Annotated in this window: 6 protein-coding genes and 2 pseudogenes; 1 reads left to right on the plus strand and 7 read right to left on the minus strand. The window is 65.7% G+C overall.

Annotation, left to right across the window (positions count from 1 at the left end):
* Window positions 1-91: 91 nt before the first annotated feature.
* The 4 genes and pseudogenes from ACZ5KU_RS15060 to ACZ5KU_RS15075 all read right to left on the minus strand — a co-directional run.
* Window positions 92-2422 (minus strand): annotated as a pseudogene (locus ACZ5KU_RS15060) (non-ribosomal peptide synthetase); the annotation flags it as partial.
* The gene (locus tag ACZ5KU_RS15065; protein ID WP_464737377.1) at window positions 2320-6405 is read right to left on the minus strand and encodes a non-ribosomal peptide synthetase; all 4086 of its coding nucleotides are present in this window, start codon (window positions 6403-6405) and stop codon (window positions 2320-2322) included. The pseudogene ACZ5KU_RS15060 and the gene ACZ5KU_RS15065, both read right to left, overlap by 103 nt.
* Window positions 6402-13804, minus strand: a pseudogene (locus ACZ5KU_RS15070) (amino acid adenylation domain-containing protein); the annotation flags it as partial. The gene ACZ5KU_RS15065 and the pseudogene ACZ5KU_RS15070, both read right to left, overlap by 4 nt.
* 89 nt (window positions 13805-13893) lie before the next feature.
* Window positions 13894-16563 (minus strand): AMP-binding protein, encoded by a 2670-nt coding sequence (locus ACZ5KU_RS15075; protein ID WP_464737413.1) that lies wholly within the window; start codon window positions 16561-16563, stop codon window positions 13894-13896.
* On the opposite strand from ACZ5KU_RS15075, the gene ACZ5KU_RS15080 reads away from it, so the two are divergent.
* Window positions 16447-16860: a hypothetical protein gene (locus ACZ5KU_RS15080; protein WP_464737378.1), complete on the plus strand. Its 414-nt coding sequence runs from the start codon at window positions 16447-16449 to the stop codon at window positions 16858-16860. The genes ACZ5KU_RS15075 and ACZ5KU_RS15080 overlap by 117 nt on opposite strands.
* On the opposite strand, the gene ACZ5KU_RS15085 is transcribed toward ACZ5KU_RS15080, so the two are convergent.
* From ACZ5KU_RS15085 to ACZ5KU_RS15095, 3 genes are all read right to left on the minus strand, one after another.
* Window positions 16818-22514, minus strand: coding sequence for an amino acid adenylation domain-containing protein (locus tag ACZ5KU_RS15085; RefSeq protein ID WP_464737379.1), 5697 nt, complete (start codon window positions 22512-22514; stop codon window positions 16818-16820). The genes ACZ5KU_RS15080 and ACZ5KU_RS15085 overlap by 43 nt on opposite strands.
* A gap of 134 nt (window positions 22515-22648) precedes the next feature.
* Complete coding sequence (locus ACZ5KU_RS15090) at window positions 22649-24355, minus strand: cyclic peptide export ABC transporter (protein ID WP_416768986.1); 1707 nt, start codon at window positions 24353-24355, stop codon at window positions 22649-22651.
* Window positions 24356-24432: 77 nt separating this feature from the next.
* Window positions 24433-25494 carry a TauD/TfdA family dioxygenase gene (locus tag ACZ5KU_RS15095; protein ID WP_416768987.1) on the minus strand — a complete coding sequence of 354 codons (1062 nt, stop codon included), beginning with the start codon at window positions 25492-25494 and terminating at the stop codon, window positions 24433-24435.
* Window positions 25495-25721: the final 227 nt, after the last annotated feature.

Here is a 25721-nt window from a genome sequence, read left to right on the forward strand (position 1 = left end):
CGATCGGGGCCGGCAACGCCTTGCGGTCGAGCTTGCCGTTGGCGGTCAGCGGGAAGGCTTCCAGATTGACGAAGGCGCTTGGCAGCATGTATTCGGCCAGTGTCTGGCGCAGTTGCTCGCGAAGTTGCCCGGCGTCCGTGTTACCGATGACATAGGCCACCAGACGCTTGTCGCCCGGCTCATCCTCGCGTACCAGCACCAGCGCATCACGCACACCTTCGCAGGCGGCCAGTTGCGCCTCGATCTCGCCCAGTTCGATACGGAAGCCGCGAATCTTCACCTGTTCGTCGTTACGCCCCAGGTATTCCAGGCTGCCGTCGGCCACCCAGCGAGCCAGGTCGCCGGTGCGGTACAGACGCGCGTTCGGCTCTTGGCTGAACGGGTTGGCAAGGAAACGCTCGGCGCTGAGTTCGGCCCGGTTCAGGTAGCCACGGGCGACCCCGGCCCCGCCGACATACAGTTCGCCGACCACCCCCACCGGTACCGGTTCGCGACGGGCATCGAGCACATAGAGTTGCAGGTCGGGAATGCGCTTGCCGATCGGACTCGCCCCGATGCGCTGGGCGTCTTCGGCCTGCAATGGGTAATAGGTCACGTGCACCGTGGTTTCGGTGATGCCGTACATGTTCACCAGTTGCGTACCGGCGTTCACGGCCCGCGCATACCAGGGCTTGAGCATCGCCGTGTCCAGCGCCTCACCGCCGAAGATCACCTGGCGCAGGGCATGGGGCTGGGCGTTGTCGCCCTGGGCGGCAATCAGCTGGCGGAACGCGCTTGGCGTCTGGTTGAGCACTGTCACCCCGGCGCTGCACAGCAGTGCGTAGCAATCCTGTGGCGAGCGGCTGACCAGTTGCGGCACGATCAGCAAACGCCCGCCGTGCAGCAGCGCGCCCCAGATTTCCCAGACCGAGAAGTCGAAGGCGAACGAGTGGAACAGCGCCCAGGTGTCCTGTTCGTTGAAACCGAACCAGTCCTCGGTGGCCGTGAACAGCCGCGCAACGTTGCGGTGCTCGACCATCACGCCCTTGGGCAGACCGGTGGAACCGGAGGTGTAGATCACGTAGGCCAGGCTCGCGGAAGTCAGCCTCGGCACCTGCGGATTGCGGACGGACTCGTCCCGTAGATCCAGATCATCGAGATTGATCACCGGCACCTGCACTGGTGGCAAGGCCTCCTGCACCGACTGCTGGCTCAACAAGGCCACCGGTTCACTGTCGCGCAGGGTGTAGGCCAGGCGCTCACGGGGATAGGCCGGGTCCAGCGGCACATAACCGGCACCGGACTTGAGGATACCTAAGAGGCCGATGATCATCGCCGGGCCGCGTTCGACGCAGATGGCCACCCGGTCATCCGGGCGCACGCCCAGGGCCAGCAGACGATGGGCCACCTGGTTGGCACGGGCGTTGAGCTCGCCGTAGCTCAGGCTTTCGTCCTGATGCACCAGCGCCACGGCGTCCGGCCGCTCGGCCGCGCGGGCCTCGAACTGCTGGTGAATCAACGCGGAGGCGGCATAGGTCTTGCCGGCCTGGTTCCAGTGCTCGAGCAGTTGCTCACGCTCGCTGGCCGGCAGGATTGAAATCGCCTGTACGGCGCTCTCTGGTGCCTGCTCCAGGGCCTGCACCAGGCCGTCCAAGGCACTTTGCAGATAGCCGCAAAGACGTTGTGCACCGATGGCAGTCGCCACCAAGGCCGTGAAGTGGAACCCGTCCCCCAGGTCGTCGACGTTGAGGGTCAGCGGATAGTTGGTGCGCTCTTCGGCCCCGCCCAGCACCTGCATGCCCTGCCAGGCGCTCTGCGCCTGCTCGGTCACGGCCAGGCTGCTGTGGCGGTAGTTGAGCAAGGCGCTGAACAACGGCAGCGGCGCACTCACGGCACTGCAACGCTGGGCCAGTGCCAGGGAGGCGTGCTCGTGCCCGAGCAAGGCGGTCAGTTCGGCGTGGGTGGTCTTGACCCCCTCACGCACGCTTTGACCACCAAGGGTCACCCGTAGCGGCAAGGTATTGATAAACATGCCCAGGGCCCGGTCGGCGCCATCGCCACCCTGCATGCGGCCCAGCAGCACGGTACCGAAGACCACCTGGTCACGGCCACTGGCCTGCCCCAACACCTGGGCGAAAGCCAGGTGCACCAGACTCGCGGCACTGACCCCGAGCTGACGGGCCTGGGTCCGCAGGCGCAGGCTCAGGCCGGCGTCCAGTGCGAGATCGGCCTGTTCGATATCGCTGCCGTCACCCTGCACATCCTGCAGGCCGAACGGCAGGGTCGGTTCGTCGATATCGCCGAGACGTTCGCGGAAGAACCGTTCGTGTTCCTCCTGGCTCACACCGAGGCGGGCCTGGGCCACATAGTTGCGATACGGCACCGGGCTGCCCAACTGCGCGGCCTCTCCCAGCAGGTACGCCTGGATTTCCTGACGCACCACCTCCAGGGCGTGTGGTCCAGGGCCATGTGGTGGAAGCGCAACATCGCCACCCAGCGCTGCTGTCCTTCGTCCTCGGCGAACACCAGTTGCATCAGCGGCGCCTGGGTCACATCCATCCGCGAGTAGCGGGTATCGAAACGTTCCTTGAGCTGGTCCGCCACCTCACCAGAACGCGGATCGAACGCCAAGGTCTCGTAGTGCAACCGGGCCTGGCGCAAAACCACCTGGACCGGCTCGTCGAGACCTTGCCAAAGCACGGCGGTGCGCAGGATGTCATGCCGGTCGATGACCTGTTGCAGCGCCTGGGCAAAGGCGTCCAGCCGCGAGCGGTCCGGCACCGTGAACAGGGCGTGGAGGACGTAGGGATCGCCTGCACCGGCCGACAGGTGGTGATAAAGGATACCTTCCTGCAAGGGTGCCAGCGGGTAGATATCCTGCACATTCGCCGCACCACCCGGCACGCTGGCGACAATACGATCGATAGCCGCCTGGTCGAGGCTGAGCAGCGGCAACATCGCCGGGGTGATGTGCTCGCAGCCGGCCGGGATGAGGTTGGCCGGAACGACGATTTCCCGCCCGCCGCCCACGGCAGCGGCCAGGGCCGCCAGGGTCGGCTGGCTGAAGAGCGCCTGCACATCGACACTGAGGCCGGCCTGGCGCATATGGCCGATCAGACTGACGGCCAGTAGCGAATGGCCGCCCAACTCGAAAAAGTGATCGTGACGCCCGACCTGCTCGACTTTGAGCAAGTCGCTCCAGATCCGCGCCAGAGCGATTTCGGTTTCGCCTTGCGGAGCCTCGTAGCCACGGCGGACCACGGCGTCGAGGTCCGGTGCCGGCAGGGCCTTGCGGTCCAGTTTGCCATTCGGCGTCAGCGGCAGTTTTTCCAGGGCGACGTAGACGGCCGGGACCATGTACTCCGGCAGTTTTTCCTGCAGGTGGCGGCGCAGACTGTCGATCTCCACCGAGGCATGACCCTCGGCCAGGGCGTAGTAGGCCACCAGGCGCTTGTCGCCCGGCACGTCCTCGCGGGCGGTGACCACCGCTTCGTGGATCGCCGGGTGTTTGGCCAGGCGGGCATCGATCTCGCCCAGTTCGATACGGAAACCGCGGATCTTCACCTGGTCGTCGTTACGGCCCAGGTATTCGATGTTGCCATCCGCCAGGTGGCGGCCGAGGTCGCCGGTGCGGTACATCCTTGCCGAAGCGTCCTGACTGAACGGGTCCCGGAGGAAACGCTCGGCGGTCAGGTCGTCACGGTTCAGGTAGCCGCGGGCCACGCCGGCACCGCCGATGTAGATTTCACCCGGTACGCCCAGCGGGACGGGCTGTTGTTGCTCGTCCAGCAGGTAGAACTGGGTGTTGCCCACCGGCTTGCCGATATGCGGGGCGAAGCCCTCATCCCGATCCATCGCCACCCAACTGGAGTAGGTGGTGGTTTCCGAAGGGCCATAGAGGTTGCACAGGCGTTGAACGCCGGTTTTCTCGAACAGCGATTCCACCAGGCTGCGCTTGAGCGCTTCACCGGCCACGTTCACCGTGTGCACCGATTGCGGCAGGCCGTCGATTTCCAGCAGCGCCTTGAGCGCCGAGGGAACAGTGTTGATCAGGCCGATATCGTGCTCGCCGTGCTGCAGTTCCAGGACGTTTTTCACCACCTCGATGCTCCCGCCCGAGGTCAGCGGTGCAAAGCACTCGTAGACCGCCAGGTCGAAGTTCAGCGAGGTCGAGAACAGGGTCTTGTCCAAGGCTCCGTTGTCGAAGGCCCCGTGGGCCCAGGTCAGGAAGTTCACCGTGTTGCGGTGTTCGATCATCACGCCTTTCGGCAAGCCGGTCGAACCCGAGGTGTAGATCAGGTAGGCCAGGTGTGCCGAGGTCAGGCCCGGCACCTGTGGATTCCGGACGGACTCGTCCTGCCAGGTGCCCTGATCCAGATTGATCACCGGCACCGATACGCCGGTCAACAAGTTCTGAGTCGCGTTCTGGGCCAGCACCACGGCCGGCGCACTGTCCTGCAGCATGTAGGCGATCCGCTCGGCCGGGTACCCCGGATCCAGCGGCACATAGGCGCCCCCGGCCTTGAGAATCGCCAGCAGGCCGACGACCATCTCGGCGCCGCGCTCGACACAGATCCCCACGCGGGAGTCCGGCTGCACACCTTGCTTGCGCAGGGCATGGGCCAGGCGGTTGGCCTGCTCGTTCAGTTCGCGATAGCTGAGTTTCCTACCGTCATGGACCACCGCCAGGGCATCCGGCGTCAGTTCCACCTGGGCCTCGAACAACCCATGAATGGTCTGCGCCTGCGGATACTCCAGCGCGGTATCGTTGAACGCCACCAGCAACTGCTCGCGCTCGTTGGCCGGCAGGATCGGCAGGCGGTTGAGCGCGACGGTCGCAGCTCGTTCCAAAGCCTGGACCAACTGCTCCAGCGCGGTCTGCATATAACCGCACACCCGCTGCGCATCGATTCCGCTGACCGCCTGCACGGTCAGGCTGAAACCTTCGCCCAGATCATCCAGGCACAGGATCAGCGGATAGTTGGTGCGCTCTTCGCCACCCAGTACCTCGATCCCCTCCCACAACTGCACCGTCTCGCCGCTCACCGTATCCGCCGAGCTGTGCCGGTAGTTGAGCAAGGTGCTGAACAACGGCGTCGGCGCAGCCACCCCGCTGCAACGCTGAGCCAGGGACAATGGGGCATGTTCATGCCCCAGCAACGCGCTCAACCGCGCATGGGTCGCCTTGACCCCGGCACGCACATCCTGCTCGCCGACGGCCACCCGCAGCGGCAAGGTGTTGATGAACATGCCCAGCGCCCGGCGAGTCCCCTCGCCGCCCTGCATCCGCCCCAACAGCACGGTACCGAACACCACATCGCTGCGTCCGCACAGGCGCCCGAGTACCTGGGCCCAGGCCAGGTGATGCAGGCTCGCCACGCTCACTCCCTGCTGCCGGGCCTGGGTGCGCAGGCGCCGACTCAGTTCGGCGGGCAGCGCCCGGGTCGCTTCCTCGACGCCACGGCCGTCGCCACGGACATCCTGCAGGCCGAATGGCAGCGTTGGCTCGTCGACGTCGCCGAGCATCTCGCGGAAGAACCGTTCATGGGTCTCGCGGCTCACGCCCAACCGGGCCTGGGCCACGTAGTTGCGATACGGTACCGGCGTGCCCAGCGTCCGGGCCTGGTCATAAAGGTACGCATGAATTTCCTGCTGCACCACTTCCAGGGCGGCGTGGTCGATTGCGATGTGATGAAACAGCAGCATCGCCACCCAGCGCCGGTTGACCGCATCGTGGGCGAAGGCCAGCCGCAACAAGGGCGCCTGGCTGATATCGAGGCGGTAATGCCGTGGGTCGAAACGTTGCTGCAATTGCTCGATGGCGGCGCCGGCGACCGGATCGATGTCGATTTCCGTGATCGCCAGCCGGGCCTGACGCCAGACCACCTGCACCGGCTCGTCCAGGCCTTCCCAGACCACGCTGGTGCGCAGAATGTCGTGACGGTCGATGACCTGCTGCAAGGCCGCGGCGAACTCGTCGAAACGCGCGCGACTGGCGATCGCGAACTGCGCCTGCAGGACATAGGGGTCACCCTGCCCGGCGGCAATATGGTGATAGAGAATACCTTCCTGCAAGGGCGCCAGCGGGTAGATGTCCTGCACATTGCCCGCACCGCCGGGGACCGTGGCGACAATCTGTTCGATGGCCGCCTGGTCGAGCTTGACCAGCGGCAACATGTCCGGGGTGATGCGCGTACAACCGGGCGGAATGGCCAGGGCGGGAATCTCCACCTCGCCGGCCTTGCCACTGGAGTATTCGCCAGCGTTGATCAGCTCGATCAGCGCCGCCTTGTTGTCGCGCAGCATCGCCAGCACGGCGGGCTCGCTGAGGGACTGTCGTCGGCCGCTGACTACCAGTTGGTCGCCCTTGACAGCCAGTTGCACATCCTTCTCTTTCAATACGGCCAACAGTTCGATCACGCTCACAGAACAATCTCCATTCTTTCCATCGTTGCCGCGTATTCAGATAAGGTGGGGTGTTCGAACAGGTCCCTGACGTCAGCCTCCAGCCCCTCCTGGCGCATCCGTTCCATGAGGCTCACGGCCAGCAGCGAATGGCCGCCCAGCTCGAAGAAATGGTCATGTCGGCCGACCTGCGCGACACCCAGCAGTTCTTGCCAGATCCCGGCGATCAGGGTTTCGTTTTCGCCTTGCGGGGCCTCGTAGCCACGGTTGATCAGCGCATCCCGTCCGGGGCCGGCAGAGCCTTGCGGTCGAGCTTGCCGTTGGGGGTCAGCGGCAAGGCATCGAGACGCACATAGGCCACCGGGACCATATAGGGCGGTAATTGCCCCAGCAGCCAGCCGCGCAGGCTGTCGATAGCCGGCTCGTTATCGGCGGACTGGAGGGTGTAGTAGGCCACCAGGCGCTTGTCGCCCGGCACGTCCTCGCGGGCGGTGACCACCGCTTCGTGAATGGCCGGGTGTTTCGCCAGGCGGGCATCGATTTCGCCCAGTTCGATGCGGAAACCGCGGATCTTCACCTGGTCGTCGTTGCGGCCCAGGTATTCGATGTTGCCGTCTGGCAGGTGGCGGCCGAGGTCGCCGGTGCGGTACATCCTTGCCGAAGCGTCCTGGCTGAACGGGTCCCGGAGGAAACGCTCGGCGGTCAGGTCATCGCGGTTCAGGTAGCCACGGGCTACGCCGGCACCACCGATGTAGATTTCACCCGGGACGCCCAGCGGGACAGGCTGTTGTTGCTCGTCCAGCAGATAGAACTGGGTGTTGCCCACCGGCTTGCCGATATGCGGGGCGAAGCCATCCTCTCGATCCATCGCCACCCAGCTGGAGTAGGTGGTGGTTTCCGACGGGCCGTAGAGGTTGCACAGGCGTTGAACGCCGGTTTTCTCGAACAGCGATTCCACCAGGCTGCGTTTCAGCGCTTCACCGGCCACGTTGACGGTGTGAACTGAAGCAGGCAGACCATCCACTTCCAACAGCGCTTTCAACGCTGAAGGCACGGTGTTGATCAGGCCGATATCGTGCTCGCCGTGCTGCAGTTCCAGGACGTTTTTCACCACCTCGATACTGCCGCCCGAGGTCAGCGGTGCAAAGCACTCGTAGACCGCCAGGTCGAAGTTCAGCGAGGTCGAGAACAGGGTCTTGTCCAAGGCTCCGTTGCCAAAGGCCTCCTGGGCCCAGGTCAGGAAGTTCACCGTGTTGCGGTGTTCGATCATCACGCCCTTGGGCAGGCCGGTCGAACCCGAGGTGTAGATCAGGTAGGCCAGATGGGCCGAGGTCAGGCCCGGCACCTGTGGATTCCGGATGGACTCGTCCTGCCAGGTGCGCTGATCGAGGTTGATCACCGGCACCAATACGCCGGCCAACAGGTCCTGGGTCGCGTTCTGGGCCAGCACCACGGCCGGCGCACTGTCCTGCAGCATGTAGGCGATCCGTTCTGCCGGATACGCCGGATCCAGCGGCACATAGGCGCCCCCGGCCTTGAGAATCGCCAGCAGGCCGACAACCATCTCGGCGCCGCGTTCGACACAGATGCCCACTCGCGAATCCGGCTGCACACCCTGCTTGCGCAAGGCATGGGCCAAACGGTTGGCCTGTTCGTTAAGCTCGCGATAGCTGAGTTTCCTGCCGTCATGGACCACCGCCAACGCGTCCGGCGTACGCTCCACCTGGGCCTCGAACAACCCATGAATGGTCTGCGCCTGCGGATACTCCAGCGCGGTGTCGTTGAAGCCCACCAGCAACTGCTCGCGCTCGTCGGCCGGCAGGATCGACAGGTTGTCGAGTGCCGCAGCCGGTGACTGCTCGAGCGCATCGACCAGGCGTTCCAGCGCCGACTGCATATAGCCGCAGACGCGTTGGGCTCCGACCTTGTCAGTCACCAGCACCGTCAACTCGAGCCCGTCACCCAGGTCGTCGACATTCAAGGTCAACGGGTAGTTGGTGCGCTCCTCTGCGCCCAGCACCTCGATACCTCGCCAGGCCTCGAGCGCCTCAGCCGAGGGTTCGGCCGCGACACTGTGGCGATAGTTGAGCAGCGCGCTGAACAGCGGCAGCGGCGCAGCCACACCGCTGCAACGCTGGGCCAGCACCAACGGCGCATGTTCATGACCCAGCAGCGCCGTGAGTCGGGCGTGGGTCGCCCGGACCCCGTCCCGAGCCCCCTGTCCCGCCAGCTCCACACGCAGCGGCAAGGTGTTGATGAACATCCCCGGTGCCCGGTCGACGCCCTCGCCGCCCTGCATCCGGCCCATCAGCACGGTGCCGAACACCACGGTGCGCTTGCCCGAAACCTTGCCCAGCACCTGGGCCCAGGCCAGGTGCACCAGGCTGGCGACACTCACCCCCAGCTGGCGGGCCTGGGCCCGCAGGCGCGAGTCCACGCGGTGGTCCAGGGCCAGGCTGCCTTTCTCGATATCGCGACCATCGCCCTGCACATCGAGCAACCCGAACGGCAGGGTCGGTTCATCGATATCCCCGAGCAGTTCGCGGAAGAATCCTTCCTGGGCCTCGCGGCTCGTGCCCAGGCAGGCCTGGGCCACATAGTTGCGATAGGGCACGGCGGCACCGAGCTGGCCGGCCAGGCCCAGCAAGTGTGCCTGCATATCATGGAGGACCACTTCTATCGCGGTATGGTCGAGGATCATGTGGTGAAACAACAGTATCGCCACCCAGCGTCGATGGGGCCGGTCCTCGGCGAAGACCAGCCGCATCAGCGGTGCCTGGGTCATGTCCAGGCGCGAATGACGGGGATCGAAGCGCTGTTGCAACTGCTCGACGATCTCGCCTTCGGCTGCATCGAGTTCGACCTCTTCCAGAGACAGCCGAGCCTGACGCCAGACAACCTGTAGCGGTGTTTCCAGCCCCTGCCAGAGCACGGCGGTGCGCAGGATGTCATGACGGGCGATCACGCTTTGCAAGGCGTCGATAAAGGTGTTCAAACGCTCACGGTCGGCCATCTCGAACAGCGTCTGCAGGACATAGGGGTCGCCCTGTTCAGCCGCCAGGTGGTGATAGAGAACCCCTTCCTGCAGGGGGGCCAGCGGGTAGATATCCTGCACATTCGCCACGCCGCCGGGCACCATGGCCACGACACGATCGATCGTGGCCTGTTCAAGGCTGATCAGCGGCAGCATGTCCGGGGTGATCCGCTGGCAATCCGCGGGAATCAGGTTGGCCGGGATTTCCAGCTCGCTGCCCTGGCCCGTCGCTATCGCAAGGGCCGCCAGGGTGGGTTGGTCGAACAGAACGCGTACATCGGCCCTCAGACCGACCTGGCGCATGCGCCCGACCAGGCTGACCGCCAACAGCGAGTGACCGCCCAGTTCGAAGAAATGATCATGGCGGCCGACCTTTTCGATACCCAGCAGTTCTTGCCAGATCCCGGCCAGGCGTATTTCGATGTCCCCTTGCGGCGCTTCATAGCCGCGGCTGACCAGCGCCGCCAGATCCGGCACCGGCAGCGCCCGACGATCGATCTTGCCATTGGCGGTCAGCGGGAAAGCCTCCAGACCCACGTAGGCCGAAGGCACCATGTACTCCGGCAGTCGCTCCAGCAGGTAGGCCCGCAGCGCCTCGATCTCCAGCGTGACATCGGTCGAGCTGTAGTAGGCCACCAGGCGTTTCTCGCCGGGATGGTCCTCGCGGGCCAGGACCACCGCCTCCTGGATCGCCGGATGCCCGGCCAGGCGGGTTTCGATCTCGCCCAGTTCGATGCGCAGGCCACGGATCTTCACCTGGTCGTCGTTGCGCCCCAGGTACTCGAGGTTGCCATCGGCCAGCCAGCGCGCCAGGTCGCCGGTCTTGTACATCCGCGCCTCGGGTTCGCCGCTGAACGGGTCCTTGAGGAAACGCTCCGCGGTCAACGCCGCACGCCCCAGGTAGCCACGGGCCACGCCGGCGCCACCGACATACAGCTCACCCGGTACGCCCAGCGGCACCGGATGCAACTGCTCGTCGAGCAGATAGACCCGGGTGTTGTCCACCGGCTTGCCGATATGCAGCGCCGCGGTCCCCCCTTCCATCAGCCCCGAGGTCGCCACCACCGTGGTTTCCGTCGGACCGTAGTTGTTGACTAGGGCAAACCGCTGCCCCTCGGGGAACTGCCGCAGGCGGTCGCCGCCGATCAGCAAGGTACGCAGGGTCGGGTGCTGCAACGACTGGCTGAAGGCGTACTCGGCAATCGGCGTCGGCAGGAAGCTCACCTCCAGTGGCTGTGCCAGCCACCAGTTCAGCAGGCCGTCGATATCCTCGCTGCCGGCGGTTGCCGGGGGCAGGTGCAAGGTCGCCCCGGCGCACAGCGCCGGCCAGATTTCCCAGGCCATCGCGTCGAAGCCGAAACCGGCAACGCTGGCGGTCTGGCCACCCGCCGTCAGCGCGAAGGCGCGGCAGTGCCAGCTCACCAGGTTGGACAACTGGCGATGCTCGACCATCACGCCCTTCGGTTCACCCGTCGAGCCCGAGGTGTAGATCACATAGGCCAGGTTGGCCGCGCCCAGCGTGGCGACCACCGGATTGTCCTGCGGTTGCGCGTCGACACCCGCCACACGGCGGGCCTCGGCGTCGAGCAGCAGCACCGGCACCTCGACCGCCGGCAGCCGTTCGTGCAGCTCGGCCTGGGTCAGCAGCACCCGTGGTGCGCTGTCGCGCAGCAGGTAGGCCAGGCGCTCCGCCGGGTGGGATGGATCGATCGGTACATAGCAGGCGCCGGACTTGAGGATCGCCACCAGGCCGACCAGCGTGTCGAGGCCGCGCCGGGCACAGATGGCGATGCGATCGTCAGGTTGCACGCCGAGGCCGAGCAGGTGATGGGCCAGTTGGTTGGCCTGGCGATTCAGTTCGGCATAGGTCAGGCTTTGCCCGGCCTGAACCACCGCCAGCGCATCGGGACTGGCCAGGACCCGGGCTTCGAACTGCCCGGCAAGGGTCAGGTCGGCAGGGTAAGGCACGGCCGCAGGATTGAAATCCTCCAGCAGGTGCCGACATTCGACAGCCGAGAGCACCGACAGCGCGGAAAGTGGGGTCTGGGGCGCCCGCTCCAGGGCATCGGCCAGATTCACCAGAGCTGTGTGCATGTAGTCGCAAATCCGTTGCGCACCGGTGCCCGCCAGGGTACCGACGCGCAGGGCAAAGTCTTCTCCCAGGTCGTCCACCGACAGCGTCAGCGGGTAGTTGGTCAGTTCCTCGCCGGCAATGGTCTCGATCCCGCTCCAGACCGACGGTTCGGCAATCTCACTCGTCAGGTGACGGTAATTCAGCAGCGAGCTGAACAGCGGCAGCGGCGCGGCCACGCCGCTGCAGCCTTGCGCGAGGATCAGCGGCGCATGCTCATGCCCGAGCAGGGCACTCAGGCGCGCGTGGGTGTTCATGATCCCTTCGCGCACGCTCTGCCCACCCAGCGCGACGCGCAAAGGCAAGGTATTGATGAACATCCCCAATGCCCGGTCGGCACCCTCGCCGCCTTTCAGGCGTCCCAGCAGCACCGTGCCGAACACCACGTCATCCTTGCCCGCGACACTGCCCAGGACACGGGCCCAGGCCAGGTGAAAGAGACTGGCGGCACTGACGCCCGACTGCCGGGCCTGAATCCGCAGACGGCGGCTGAGGTCACTGTCCACAGGACATTGGGCCTGTTCGAGGCCGCGGCCGTCGCCCTGCACATCCTGCAGCCCGAACGGCAAGGTGGGCTCATCGACATCGCCCAACATTTCACTGAAGAATTGCTCGTGTTCGGCCTGGCTCACGCCCAGGCGGGACTGGGCAACATAGTTGCGATAAGGAATCGAGGCCGGCAGCTGCTCCTCTCGTCCCTGCATATGGGCTTCGACTTCAGCCACCAGCACCCCGACCGAAGTGGCGTCGTTGACCAGATGGTGGAACTGCAACAGACCGGTCCAGCGCCCGTTGGGCCGGTCTTGCGCATAGTCCAGGCGCAGCATCGGCGCCTGGCGAATATCCAGGCGGACCTGTGGGTCGTCCAGTCGGGCACGCAATTGCTCGGCGATATCAGCGACCTGAGGATCCAGCGACACCTCGCTCACCGTCAGGGCAGCCTGACGCCAGACCACCTGCACCGGTTCGTCCAGACCTTCCCAGACCACGCCGGTACGCAGGATATCGTGACGCGCAATCACCGCTTGCAGGGCCTGGACGAAGGCCTCGACCCGCGCCCGGCTGTCGAAGTTGAACATTGCGTGTTGCAGGTAAGGGTCGGCGTGGTCCACGGCCAGGTGATGGTGATACAGGATACCTTCCTGCAACGGCGCCAACGGATAGATATCCTGCACGTTCACCGCACCCTTCGGCACGCTTGCCACCACGTGGTCGATCTGCGCCTGGGTCAGGCTGACCAGCGGCAACAGGTCCGGGGTGATCCGCTCGCAGCCTGCGGGGATCAGGTTGCCCGGCACCACGATTTCCGTGCCGCTGCCCACCGCCGCCGCCAGGGCCGCGAGGGTCGGTTGACGGAACAGCACCCGCACGTCGGCGCTCAACCCGGCCTGGCGCATACGCTCGATCAGCGTGACCGCCAGCAGCGAATGCCCACCCAGTTCGAAGAAGTGGTCATGCCGCCCCACCCGCTCAACAGTGAGGACCTCGCTCCAGATTCGCGCCAGGGTGATTTCGATGTCCCCTTGCGGCGCTTCATAGCCACGACTGACCAGTGCCGCCAGATCCGGCACCGGCAGCGCCCGACGATCGATCTTGCCATTGGCGGTCAGCGGGAAAGCCTCCAGACCCACGTAGGCCGAAGGCACCATGTACTCCGGCAGTCGCTCCAGCAGGTAGGCCCGCAGCGCCTCGATCTCCAGCGCGGCATCGGTCGAGCTGTAGTAGGCCACCAGGCGTTTCTCGCCGGGATGGTCCTCGCGGGCCAGGACCACCGCCTCCTGGATCGCCGGATGCCCGGCCAGGCGGGTTTCGATCTCGCCCAGTTCGATGCGCAGGCCACGGATCTTCACCTGGTCGTCATTGCGCCCCAGGTACTCGAGGTTGCCATCGGCCAGCCAGCGCGCCAGGTCGCCGGTCTTGTACATCCGCGCCTCGGGTTCGCCGCTGAACGGGTCCTTGAGGAAACGCTCCGCGGTCAACGCTGCACGCCCCAGGTAGCCACGGGCCACGCCGGCACCGCCGACATACAGCTCACCCGGTACGCCCAGCGGCACCGGATGCAACTGTTCGTCGAGCAGATAGACCCGGGTGTTGTCCACCGGCTTGCCGATATGCAGCGCCGCGGTCCCCCCTTCCATCAGCCCCGAGGTCGCCACCACCGTGGTTTCCGTCGGACCGTAGTTGTTGACCAGGGCAAACCGCTGTCCCTCGGGGAACTGCCGCAGGCGGTCGCCGCCGATCAGCAGGGTACGCAGGGTCGGGTGCTGCAACGACTGGCTGAAGGCATACTCGGCAATCGGCGTCGGCAGGAAGCTCACCTCCAGTGGCTGCGCCAGCCACCAGTTCAGCAGGCCGTCGATATCCTCGCTGCCGGCGGTTGCCGGGGCAGGTGCAAGGTCGCCCCGGCGCACAGCGCCGGCCAGATTTCCCAGGCCATCGCGTCGAAGCCGAAACCGGCAACGCTGGCGGTCTGGCCACCCGCCGTCAGCGCGAAGGCACGGCAATGCCAGCTCACCAGGTTGGACAACTGGCGGTGCTCGACCATCACGCCCTTCGGTTCACCCGTCGAGCCCGAGGTGTAGATCACATAGGCCAGGTTGGCCGCGCCCAGCGTAGCGACCACCGGATTGTCCTGCGGTTGCGCGTCGACACCCGCCGCACGGCGTGCCTCGGGGTCGAGCAGAAGCACCGGCACCTCGACCGCCGGCAGCCGTTCGTGCAGCTCGGCCTGGGTCAGCAGCACCCGTGGTGCGCTGTCGCGCAGCAGGTAGGCCAGGCGCTCCGCCGGGTGGGATGGATCGATCGGTACATAGCAGGCGCCGGACTTGAGGATCGCCACCAGGCCGACCAGCGTGTCGAGGTTGCGTCGGGCGCAGATGGCGATGCGATCGTCAGGTTGCACGCCGAGGCCGAGCAGGTGATGGGCCAGTTGGTTGGCCTGGCGGTTCAGTTCGGCATAGGTCAGGCTTTGCCCGGCCTGGACCACTGCCAGGGCATCGGGACTGGCCAGGACCCGGGCTTCGAACTGCCCGGCAAGGGTCAGGTCGGCAGGGTAAGGCACGGCAGCGGGATTGAAATCTTCCAGCAGATGCCGGCGTTCGGCGTGCGACAGCAGCGCCAGGTCACGCACCGCCACATCCGCCGTGCACTCCAAAGCCTCGACCAGCTCGGTCAAGGCCGTCTGCATATAGCCGCAGACCCGCTCACCGTCGACTCCGGCCGTGACCTGGACGCTCAACAGGAAACCTTCGCCCTGATCGTCCACCGACAAGGTGCAAGGGTAATTGGTCCGTTCGAGCACGCCGAGCACCTGGGTTCCGGCCCACTGATCGCCACCGCTGGCTTCGCGTGCCGGGCTGTGCCGGTAGTTCAGCAGCGCGCTGAACAGCGGCGACGAGGCCGCCACCGCACTGCAACGCTGGGCCAGGACCAATGGCGCATGTTCGTGCCCGAGCAGCGCGGTCAGGCGCTGGTGGGTCTGGCGCACCGCATCGCGCACCCCGCAGGCGCCAACGTCGACGCGCAACGGCAGGGTGTTGATGAACATCCCCAGCGCCCGATCCGCGCCCTCGCCGCTTTGCATCCGCCCCAGCAGTACCGTGCCGAACACCACGTCGTCACGCCCACTGACGCCACCCAGCACCCGGGCCCAGGCCAGGTGATGCAGGCTCGCCGCGCTCACCCCCAGTTGCCGGGCCTGGGTGCGCAGGCGTTGGCAAAGATCCGCCGGCAGATCGCGGCGGACTTCCTTGACACCCCGCCCGTCGCCCTGCACCTGCAGCAGGCCGAACGGCAGGGTCGGCTCTTCGACATCGCCGAGCATCTCGCGGAAGAACGCTTCGTGCTGCTCGCGGCTCACCCCCAGGCGCGCCTGGCCCACGTAGTTGCGGTATGGCATGGCTGCCGGCAGTTGCCCGGCCACGCCCTGCAGATGGACGAGCATCTCTGCGCTCATCACGTCCAGCGCGGTGTGATCGAGAGCGATATGGTGGAACAGCAGGATCGCCACCCACCTCCGGTTGGCCGGATCCTCGGCGAACGCCAGGTGCATCAGCGGGGCCCGGGTGAGGTCCAGGCGACATTCGCGGGGGTCGAAGCGACGCTGCAACTGGCCGAGGATATCGCCCTCGGCCGGGTCCAGCGGCAATTGCTCCTGCGGCAGTTCGACATGGCGCAGAACCACTTGCTGCGGCTGCTCCAGACCTTGCCAGAGCAACGCCGTGCGCAGAATGTCATGGCGATCGATCACCGCTTGCAGGGCGTCGGCAAAACGGCGCAGCTGAGCCAGGTCCTGCAGGGCAAAGGTCGCCTGCAGCAGATAGGGATCGCCCTGTTCGGCACTGATATGGTGATAGAGGATACCTTCCTGCAACGGCGCCAGCGGGTAGATATCCTGCACATTGCCGACACCGCCAGGCACGCCGGCGACGATACGGTCGATGCTGTCCTGGTCCAGCTGGGTCAGGGTCAGCATATCCGGGGTGATGCGCTCGCAGTGGGCAGGAATGCCATTGGCCGGCACGACTATCTCGATCCCGCCACCCACGGCGGCCGCCAGCGCCGCCAGGGTCGGCTGGCCGAACAGCACGCGCACGTCGGCACTCAGGCCGGCCTGGCGCATGCGCTCGATCAGTTTCACCGCCAGCAACGAATGACCGCCCAGCTCGAAGAAATGATCCTGGCGGCCGACCCGTTCGACACCCAGCACTTCGCACCAGAGCGCGGCCAGGCTGGTTTCGATGGCACCGACCGGGGCCTGGTAGTCGCGGCTGACGAAGGCATCGGCCGAAGGTTCGGGCAGCGCGCGGCGGTCCAACTTGCCGTTGGGCGAAACCGGGAGTTTTTCCAGGTGCACATAGGCCGCTGGAATCATGTAGTCGGGCAGCAACGCCTGCAAATGCAGGCGCAGGTCATCGGCCTCGGGAAGCGCCTGGCCGTCCTGCAGGCTGAAATACGCCACCAGGCGTTTTTCGCCGGGACGGTCCTCACGGGCCAGTACCGCCGTGTCCCGCAGGCCAGGGTACTGGCCCAGGCGCGCCTCGATTTCGCCCAGTTCGATACGGAAACCGCGAATCTTGATCTGGTCGTCGTTGCGACCCAGGTAGTCGATATGACCGTCGGGCTGCCAGCGACCCAGGTCACCGGTCCGGTACAGGCGCGCCCCTTCGGTGGTGGCGAACGGATCGGCGATAAAGCGTTCGGCGGTCAGTTCATCACGGTTCAGATAGCCTCGGGCGACGCAGGCTCCACCAATGTAGATCTCCCCCGCTACCCCACCGGCACCGGCCGGCGTTGTTCATCGAGCAGGTAGATACGGGTGTTGGCCACTGGCTGGCCGATGCTCGGCAAGGTCGGCCAGGCCTGTGGATCGCCGCTCAGGGTCAGGGCCGTGGTGACGTGGGATTCGGTCGGGCCATAGTGGTTGTGCAGACGCGCCGCGTCCAGACGCTCGAAGAAGCGCCGCATCGGCCCGGTGATCCGCAACTGCTCACCGGCGGTGATCACATCCTGCAAGGCGCAGGCCGGCTGCCCGGTTTCGGCCGCCATGGCCTCGGCCAGGGCTTGCAGGGCAATGCACGGCATATACAGCCGTTCGATGCGCTGCTGGCAGATATGCTGGAACAGCCGGCGGAAATCCAGGCGGATATCGGCATGGATCAGCGACAGCTCGCCACCGGCACACAGGGTGCTGAAGACTTCCTGGAACGCCACGTCGAAACCCAGGGCGGCGAACTGCAAGGTACGCTGCACGGGCCGGCCCTGCTCGGCGGCCTGGGCAATCTGCCACTGCATCAGGTTGACCAGTGGCGCGTGGGGCATGGCCACACCCTTGGGCTGGCCGGTGGAACCCGAGGTGTAGATCAGGTAGGCCAGGTGCTGCGGGGTCAGTGCCGGGAGTTGCGGATTGTGCCGGGGCGCGGCGTCGATGCCGCTCTCGCCCCTGGCCTCGGCCTCCAGCCGCAACACCGGCATGGTCGCCTGGGGGAAACGCTCGCGCAGGCCCCGCTGGGTCAGCAGCACCCTGGGGGCGCTGTCTTCCAGCATATAGGCCAGGCGCTCGGCCGGGTACGACGGGTCCAACGGCACGTAGCCGGCACCGGCCTTGAGAATGCCCACCAGGCCGGCGACCATTTCCAGGCTGCGCTCGACACAGATCGCCACCCGGTCGTCGGCGCCGATGCCCTCGGCGATCAGCCGGTGGGCAATCTGGTTGGCCCACTGGTTCAGCTCGGCATAACTCAGGCGCTGGCCTTCATAGGTGACGGCCACGGCGTCAGGTTGTGCGGCAGCGTGGACCTCGAACAGTTGATGGACCAGCAGTCCTGGCGGATAGGCGCGATCGAAGGCGTTGAAGTCCTCCAGCAGTTGCCGGCGCTCCCGCGGCGGCAACCAGTCCAGGCTGTGCAGTGGTGCATCGGGCCGGCTGTCCAGCGCTTCGGCCAGTTGCTCCAGCACGGTATGCAGGTAGCCGCAGATCCGTTGCGCGCCGACTCCGGCCACGGCCTGAACGGTCAGGCCGAAGGAATCCCCCAGATCGTCCACCGACAGCGACAGCGGATAGTTGGTCCGTTCCTCGCCACCGAGCACTTCGACACCACCCCAGATCCTGGCCTGACCGACGTCCTCGGGTGCCTGGGCACCCACGGCGGCATGCCGGTAGTTCATCAGCGCGCTGAACAACGGGGTCGGCGCCGCGACGCCACTGCAAGCCTGGGCCAGCGACAACGGTGCATGTTCATGACCGAGCAAGGCCGCCAGTCGCCCGTGGGTCGTGCGCACGGCTGCCTGGATACCCTGCTCCCCTGCCGCGATTCGCAACGGCAGGGTATTGATGAACATGCCCAGGGCGCGATCGGCGCCCTCGCCACCGTGCAGGCGGCCCATCAGCACGGTGCCGAAGACCACATCCTGGCGAGCGGACAGACGCCCCACCACCTGCGCCCAGGCCAGGTGGTGCAGGCTGGCGTTGCTCACCCCCAGGCGCCGGGCCTGATCCCGCAGCCGCCCGGCCAGGACCGGATCCACCGGCAGGTGGGCCTCCTCGATGCCGCTGCCGTCGCCCTGCAGGTCCTGCAGGCCGAAGGGCAGGGTCGGCTCGTCGACATCGCCGAGCATCTCGCGGAAAAACGCCTCATGCTCTTCACGACTCACCCCCAGGCGAGCCTGGGCGACATGGTTGCGATACGGCACCGAAGGCGCCAGCTCGGCGCCCCGGCCCTGACTGAAGGCTTCGATCTCCCGGCCCAGCAGGGCCAGGGAAGTGGCATCGTCGATCAGGTGATGGAACAGCAGGACCGCGACCCAACCGCCGTTGGCGGCATCCTCGGCGTAGTGCAGACGCATCATCGGAGCCTGGTGCAGATCCAGGCGCATCCGGCGCGGGTCGAAGTGCTGTTGCAACTGGGTCGCCACGTCACCTTGATCCGGATGCGGCAGGAACGCCTCGAGGCGCAGCCGGGCCTGGCGCCAGACCACCTGGACCGGCTCGTCCAGTTCCTCCCAGGCCACGCTGGTGCGCAGGATATCGTGCCGGTCGATCACCGCCTGCAAGGACTCGCTGAAATCCAGCAACCGTTCGAAACGGTCGACCCGCAGCAGAGCCCGCAACAGGTAGGGATCGCCCTCGTCGCTGCTCAAGTGGTGATAGAGAATGCCTTCCTGCAATGGCACCAGGGCATAGATATCCTGGACATTGGCCGCGCCACCCGGCACGCCGGCGACCACGCGGTCGATCTGGGCCTGGCTCAATCGGGCCAGGGGCAGCATGTCCGGGGTGATGTGCCGGCAACCGGCGGGGATGCCGTTGGCCGGGACCTGCACTTCGCTTGCGTGGCCGCTGGCGGCCGCCAGGGCGGCCAGGGTCGGCTGACCGAACAGCACCCGCACATCGGCCTTCAGGCCGACCTCATGCATGCGTTCGAGCAGTTTCACCGCCAGCAGCGAGTGGCCGCCCAGTTCGAAGAACTGATCGTGGCGCCCCACCCTGTCCACGCCGAGCAACTCGGCCCACAACCCGGCCAGGGTCACTTCCACCGCGCCCTCGGGGGCCACGTATTCGCGCCGGGCATAGGCCTCGGCCGCAGGCGCCGGCAGGGCCTTGCGATCGAGCTTGCCATTGGCGGTCAGCGGGAAGGCCTGCAGACTGACGAAGGCGCTCGGCAGCATGTATTCGGCCAGCGTCAGGCGCAGTTGCTCGCGCAGTTGCACGGCGTCCAGCTCGACGCCGGCGGCAGCGATGACATAAGCCACCAGGCGCTTGTCACCCGGCTCGTCCTCGCGCACCAGCACCAGCGCATCACGCACGCCCTCGCAGGCGGCCAGTTGCGCCTCGATCTCGCCCAGTTCGATACGGAAACCGCGGATCTTCACCTGCTCGTCGTTACGCCCCAGGTACTCCAGGCTGCCGTCGGCCAACCAGCGACCCAGGTCGCCGGAGCGGTACATCCGCGCCCCGGGGGCCGGGTCGAACGGATCGTCGAGGAAGCGTGAAGCGTTCAATTCCTCACGGTTGAGATAACCCCGGGACACGCCCGCGCCGCCGACATACAACTCGCCCACCACGCCAGGCGGTACCGGATGCCCATGGCCATCGAGCAGGTACAGGCGCAGATCGGGAATCCGTTTGCCGATCGGACTGGCTCCCACGCGCTGGGCATCCTCGGCCTGCAACGGGTAGTAGGTCACGTGCACCGTGGTTTCGGTGATGCCGTACATGTTCACCAGTTGTGTACCGGCATTCACGGCCCGCGCATACCAGGGCTTGAGCATCGCCGTGTCCAGCGCCTCACCGCCGAAGATCACCTGGCGCAGGGCATGGGGCCGGGCGTTCTCGCCCTGGGCGGCAATCAGTTGGCGGAACGCGCTCGGCGTCTGGTTGAGCACTGTCACCCCGGCGCTGCACAGCAGTGCGTAGCAATCCTGTGGCGAGCGGCTGACCAGTTGCGGCACGATCAGCAGACGCCCGCCGTGCAGCAGCGCGCCCCAGATTTCCCAGACCGAGAAGTCGAAGGCGAACGAGTGGAACAGCGCCCAGGTGTCCTGTTCGTTGAAACCGAACCAGTCCTCGGTGGCCGTGAACAGCCGCGCGACGTTGCGGTGCTCGACCATCACGCCCTTGGGCAGACCGGTGGAGCCGGAGGTGTAGATCACGTAGGCCAGGCTCGCAGGCGTCAGCCCCGGCACCTGCGGATTGCGGACGGACTCGTCCCGTAGATCCAGATCATCGAGATTGATCACCGGCACCTGTACCGGCGGCAAGGCTTCCTGCACCGACTGCTGGCTCAGCAGGGCCACCGGTTCACTGTCGCCCAGGGTGTAGGCCAGGCGCTCACGGGGATAGGCCGGGTCCAGCGGCACGTAGCCGGCACCGGACTTGAGGATACCCAAGAGGCCGATGATCATCGCCGGGCCGCGTTCGACGCAGATGGCCACCCGGTCGTCCGGGCGCACACCGAGGGCCAGCAGGCGGTGGGCCACCTGGTTGGCGCGGGCGTTGAGCTCGCCGTAGGTCAGGCTTTCGTCCTGATGCACCAGCGCCACGGCGTCCGGCCGCTCGGCGGCGCGGGCCTCGAACTGCTGGTGGATCGTCTGCGTCTGGGCGAACGGCTGCTGCCCGGCATTCCAGGCCTGCAACTGCGAGGCATCGCTCGCATTGAGCACGGAGAACGCGCGCACGGGCAACTGCGCATTCGCCAGCCCCTGGTCCAGCACATGCTGCAGGCGCTCGGCCATCGGCTCGATCTCGTCGGCCTGGAAATACGCCTCGTTGTAGATGTAGTGCAGCCGGGATTCATTGTCGTGGAGGTTGGTGCGCAGGTGGATGGCCAGCGGCGTCTGTTCATGATCGTTCGAGGACTTGTACACCCGGGCGCTCGATTGGCCGAAGCGGATCAGGTAATGGTGCGGCTCGTAGGAGAATGTCAGGTCGAACAGCTGCAGACGGTCGGTACGGCGCAGTTCCAGCAAGCGGTTGAGATCGCTGAGCGGAAAACGCTGGTAGCGGTAATCCTGCTTGACCGCCCGACAGATGCCCTGCACCAGCTCGGCAAACGACAGCTCATCGCCAAACCTCAGGCGCACCGCGCTGAGTTGGGTAAACAGCCCCAGGGTTTTCTTGAACTTGGCATTGGAACGGTTGAGGATCGGCACGCCGACCACCAGCTCATCGCGCGCATGGATCCGGGTGAAGTAGACATACAGTACCGCCAGCAGAACGTGGAAACGCGAGGCCTGAACGCTCTGGGCCAGTTCGTCGAGGCTGATGTCGAAGTGCCGGGCAAAACCGCAGGTGAAATGGCCGCTGCGGATCGGGCCTTCGCCCTGGGCCTGGAGGTGGCGTGGGGGCAGCAAGGGTTCGGGCAGCTCGCTGTACTTTTCCAGCCAGTAGGCCTGGTCGTGGGCGAAACGCGGCGACTGGCGGTAAGCGTGGTCGTCCTCGATGAAGTCGACATAGAACGGCGCCGTCAGATCGGGCGTACGCTCATCGAGCAGTGCGTTGTAGAGCTGACCGAGAGAAGCGAAGAGCGCATCGATACCCCAGCCATCGAGCACGATATGGTGGGCGTGGATGACAAAGTAATAGCGCTGCTCTTCGACCCTGAGCAAATGGAGACGGAACAACGGGCCGCCGCGCATCTCGAAGGCCGTCTCGATCTGGCGTTGCATCCAGCGCTGGGCAGCCTGCCGGGGATCCGCCTCGCCCCGCAGGTCGATCGGTGCCACGCACATCGGCAGTGTTTCGGCAAAGGACTGCAGCGGCACGCCCTCCTCGTCGCGCTGGTCGAGCAGGACCATGCGCAAGGCGTCGTGCTTTTGCATCAGCAGGTCGACCGACCGCTGGAACACCTCGGGATCGAGGTGCCCCTCGATATCCAGATAGCCGCCGATGTTGTACAGCGGCGAGTCGCCTCGGGTCATCTGGTCCAGCCAGATATTGCGTTGGGCAGCGGTCAGAGCAAACGCCATACATTTCTTCTCGCAAAGGGTCGGCCTCACCACGACGAAAAGGTGGCGATAGCTAAAAGTTGAGTCGGGTCCGGGGGCGACCTCGCCCAGCCTGGCGGAGCCGCCTCCCGGGAAGCGTCAAGAAGCGCTGGTATTCAGGCGCGCTTGCCCTGTACCGCACAATTCACGTCGGAGACGATCTGCCCGTCCACCAACTTGATGATGCGATCGGCCAGTTGGAAGTACTGGTCATCGTGGGTGATGATCAGGACTGTCTTGCCGCGGCGCTTGAGATCCGGCAGCAGCTCTTCGTAGAAGAAACGCTTGAACGGCGGGTCCTGGTCGGCGGCCCATTCGTCCAGCAGGTAGATCGGCCGATCTTCCATGTAGGCGCAAACCAGGGCCAGGCGTTTCTGCTGCCCATAGGACAGCGCCTTGGTCGTCGAGTAGCCCATCCCCTCGATGCTGATCTTGTCGGCCAGGCCCAGGGTCGCCAGGTATTTCTGCGCGAGTTCCGTGCTGGCATCCTCCTGCTCGTCCGGGCCGATCAGGCGGTTGAACAGCTGGAAGTCGGAGAACACTGCGGAAAACAGGTCACGGTAGTGGTTGCGCGAGGTGTCGGTGATCGGCTTGCCGTCGAGCAGTACCTGCCCCTCCTGGGGGATGTAGAGTCCGCTGAGCACCTTGGCCAGGGTACTCTTGCCGCAGCCGTTGCCACCGACGATATAGATCAACTCACCGGCACGTACCGTCAGGTCGATGGGCCCCAGGGCAAAACCGGAGCCGCTGATCGGATCCACGTAGTTCATGCGCACATTTTGCAACTGGATGCTGTTCCAGTCCCTCTTGTGATCCAGGAACAGCACGTTGGCGGTTTCGCTGGCGAGGGCTTCGGGTTCGGGATGCGGGTCGTTGATGGAGAAACCGAACTCCGCCAGGCGGGCACTGGCGACACGTCCCTGGGCCAGCAGCGGCATGGCGCTGACCAGCAGCGACAGCGGGCCCATGATGTACAGCACGGCCAGCACACTGGCGCTCAGGGTCTTGCTGTCGATTGTGCCGGCCATGGGGGCCACGAACAGCAGGCAACCGATCAGCAGCGACAAGGTCAGTTGACCGACATTGTCGGCCGCGGTGTACCAGAGCCGTTCGAAATAGTTGTAGCGGGCCACCTTGGTCGAGGACTCCTCGATCGCCGAACGGCTGAACCAGCGGCGGCGAATGCCGTTCAGCTTGAGCTCCTTGAGACCGAACACCAGGGCATGGGTGTATTCGTTGAACGCGGTGAACTCGTCGCGCACCTTGCGGGTGACGCTCATGCCCCCCATGAAAAAGCTCATGTAAAGCGTGACCCCCAGCACGATCAGGCCCATGGTCAGTGCGAACACGATCCAGGACAGATAGGCCAGGTAGCCGATACCGAACAGAAACACCGCCGTTTCCACCAGCACCGTCGGCATGATCACCAGGGTACTGTTCAATTGCGGGATATCGTTGGTGAGCATGGTCAGGACATTCGGCGCCCCGCGGCGATCGACCTCTTCCAGGGGCGTCACCAGGATCCTGCGGCACAGGGCAATACGCAGGCGGGTCATGATGCGCATGCTGGCATAGGCGGGAAACAGCGCGGCGCCATTACGGAACAGCAGCGCCACCACGCTCAGACCGACGAACCAGTACACCGTCTGCCACTGGAAGCGCTCCTCGTGGATCGCCTGGTTGATCACATTGACCACCGCGATGGAGGCCACGCCGCTGATCACCCCGGTCAACAGGGTCATCAGGGTCAGCCAGGGATGGTTGCGCCACAGCAGGCGCATGACCGAGCCGGGTTTGGCCTTTTTCTCTTGCCCGTTGTTCATTGGTGACTGTCCTTGAATGCTGGGGCCCGCTCGCCGGCCGGCCGTTTAAAGTCCTGGGAGACCCGGCGTGGGGTCGTTCAGACGGGCTTCCAGACATCGTCCCGGGCGGTCATTTCACCCATGGCGACGACGATCAGCCGAGGTTCCTCGTAGGGGTCGCGGGCATGGGCGGCGAGCATGTTGTCCAGCATCACCACATCGCCCTTGCGCCAGTCGAAACGCACTGCGCAATCCTCGTAGGCCTCGCCGATCAGGGCCATGACCGAGTCTTCGATCGGTGAGCCGTCGCCATAGCTGACCAGCCGTGGCAGGCGGTCGGCACCGAACATGTCCAGCAGGTCCTCGCGCATCTCCTCACCCAGGCAGAATGGATGGTGCAGTTGCACCTGGTTGAAGAAGCAACGCTCACCGGTGAACGGATGGGTGATCACCGCCGGACACTGGGTGCGGATCTGCAGGGTATCGGCGTCGAGCCACTCGAAATCGGTGCCCTGCTCGCGGCAGCGCTGTTCGACGACGTCACGCGAGGAGGTGCCGAAGAACGATTCCCAGCCCGGCTCGACACCGGCGGTAAAGGTGCGGCTGTACATCAGGCCCTTGCGTTCGAAGCGCTCGACCACCTCGGCCGGCAGGCGCCCGAGCACCTGCCGGATATCGGCCAACGGCGTCGCCCCGCCGACCCGCGAGGGTTGTTCGCAGAAGAACCATTGCTTGCGCGGCCAGCTCTCCAGGTGCGAGCTTTCGTTGTGGTAAAGGATCATCTCGCGTTCGGGATAGGGCGTGGAGCGATAGACATTGCGCCCACCCTCCTTCTTCGGCAGGTCGCCGTAACTGCCATGCAGGCCCGGCGACAGCGCCTCGGCGAAGGTTTCGAAGGCCGCGACCGAACCCAGGTCGAAGCCGCGGAACAGCAGCGCGCCGTATTGGCACAGCAACGCCTCGACCGCCTCGCGTTGCGTGGATGCCCACAGCGCCGGATCCAGGCCGGCCGCGACGGGCTCGACCACCACCGGCAGGCTGATGCCGGGGGCCAGGAAGGACAGGCGCACCAACGGGTCGCCCACTCCATCGGGCCAGGCCGGCGAATTCGGCAGTTCGTCAGCGGTGAAAACCGGCGCAGCGTTAGCTTGAAGACTCATTGAACACTCCTGGACCACAGCCCCTCACATCCACGTTGTATGGCGCGAGACCGAACCGGTCCCAGCGCCGCGCAAGGATAAGAACATCGATGGCGGGGAGCTGTCTGTCACTGCAAACCGGGACAGGCGCCGCGTATGCCGCCCGTGACGGCTTTGTCCCCATTTCCCGCGACAGACGCCGGCGACCGCTCAATGCTGAAATGCGGCCACTGCGGATCGTGCCGGCT

Source organism: Pseudomonas sp. Tof1, from assembly GCF_055390395.1.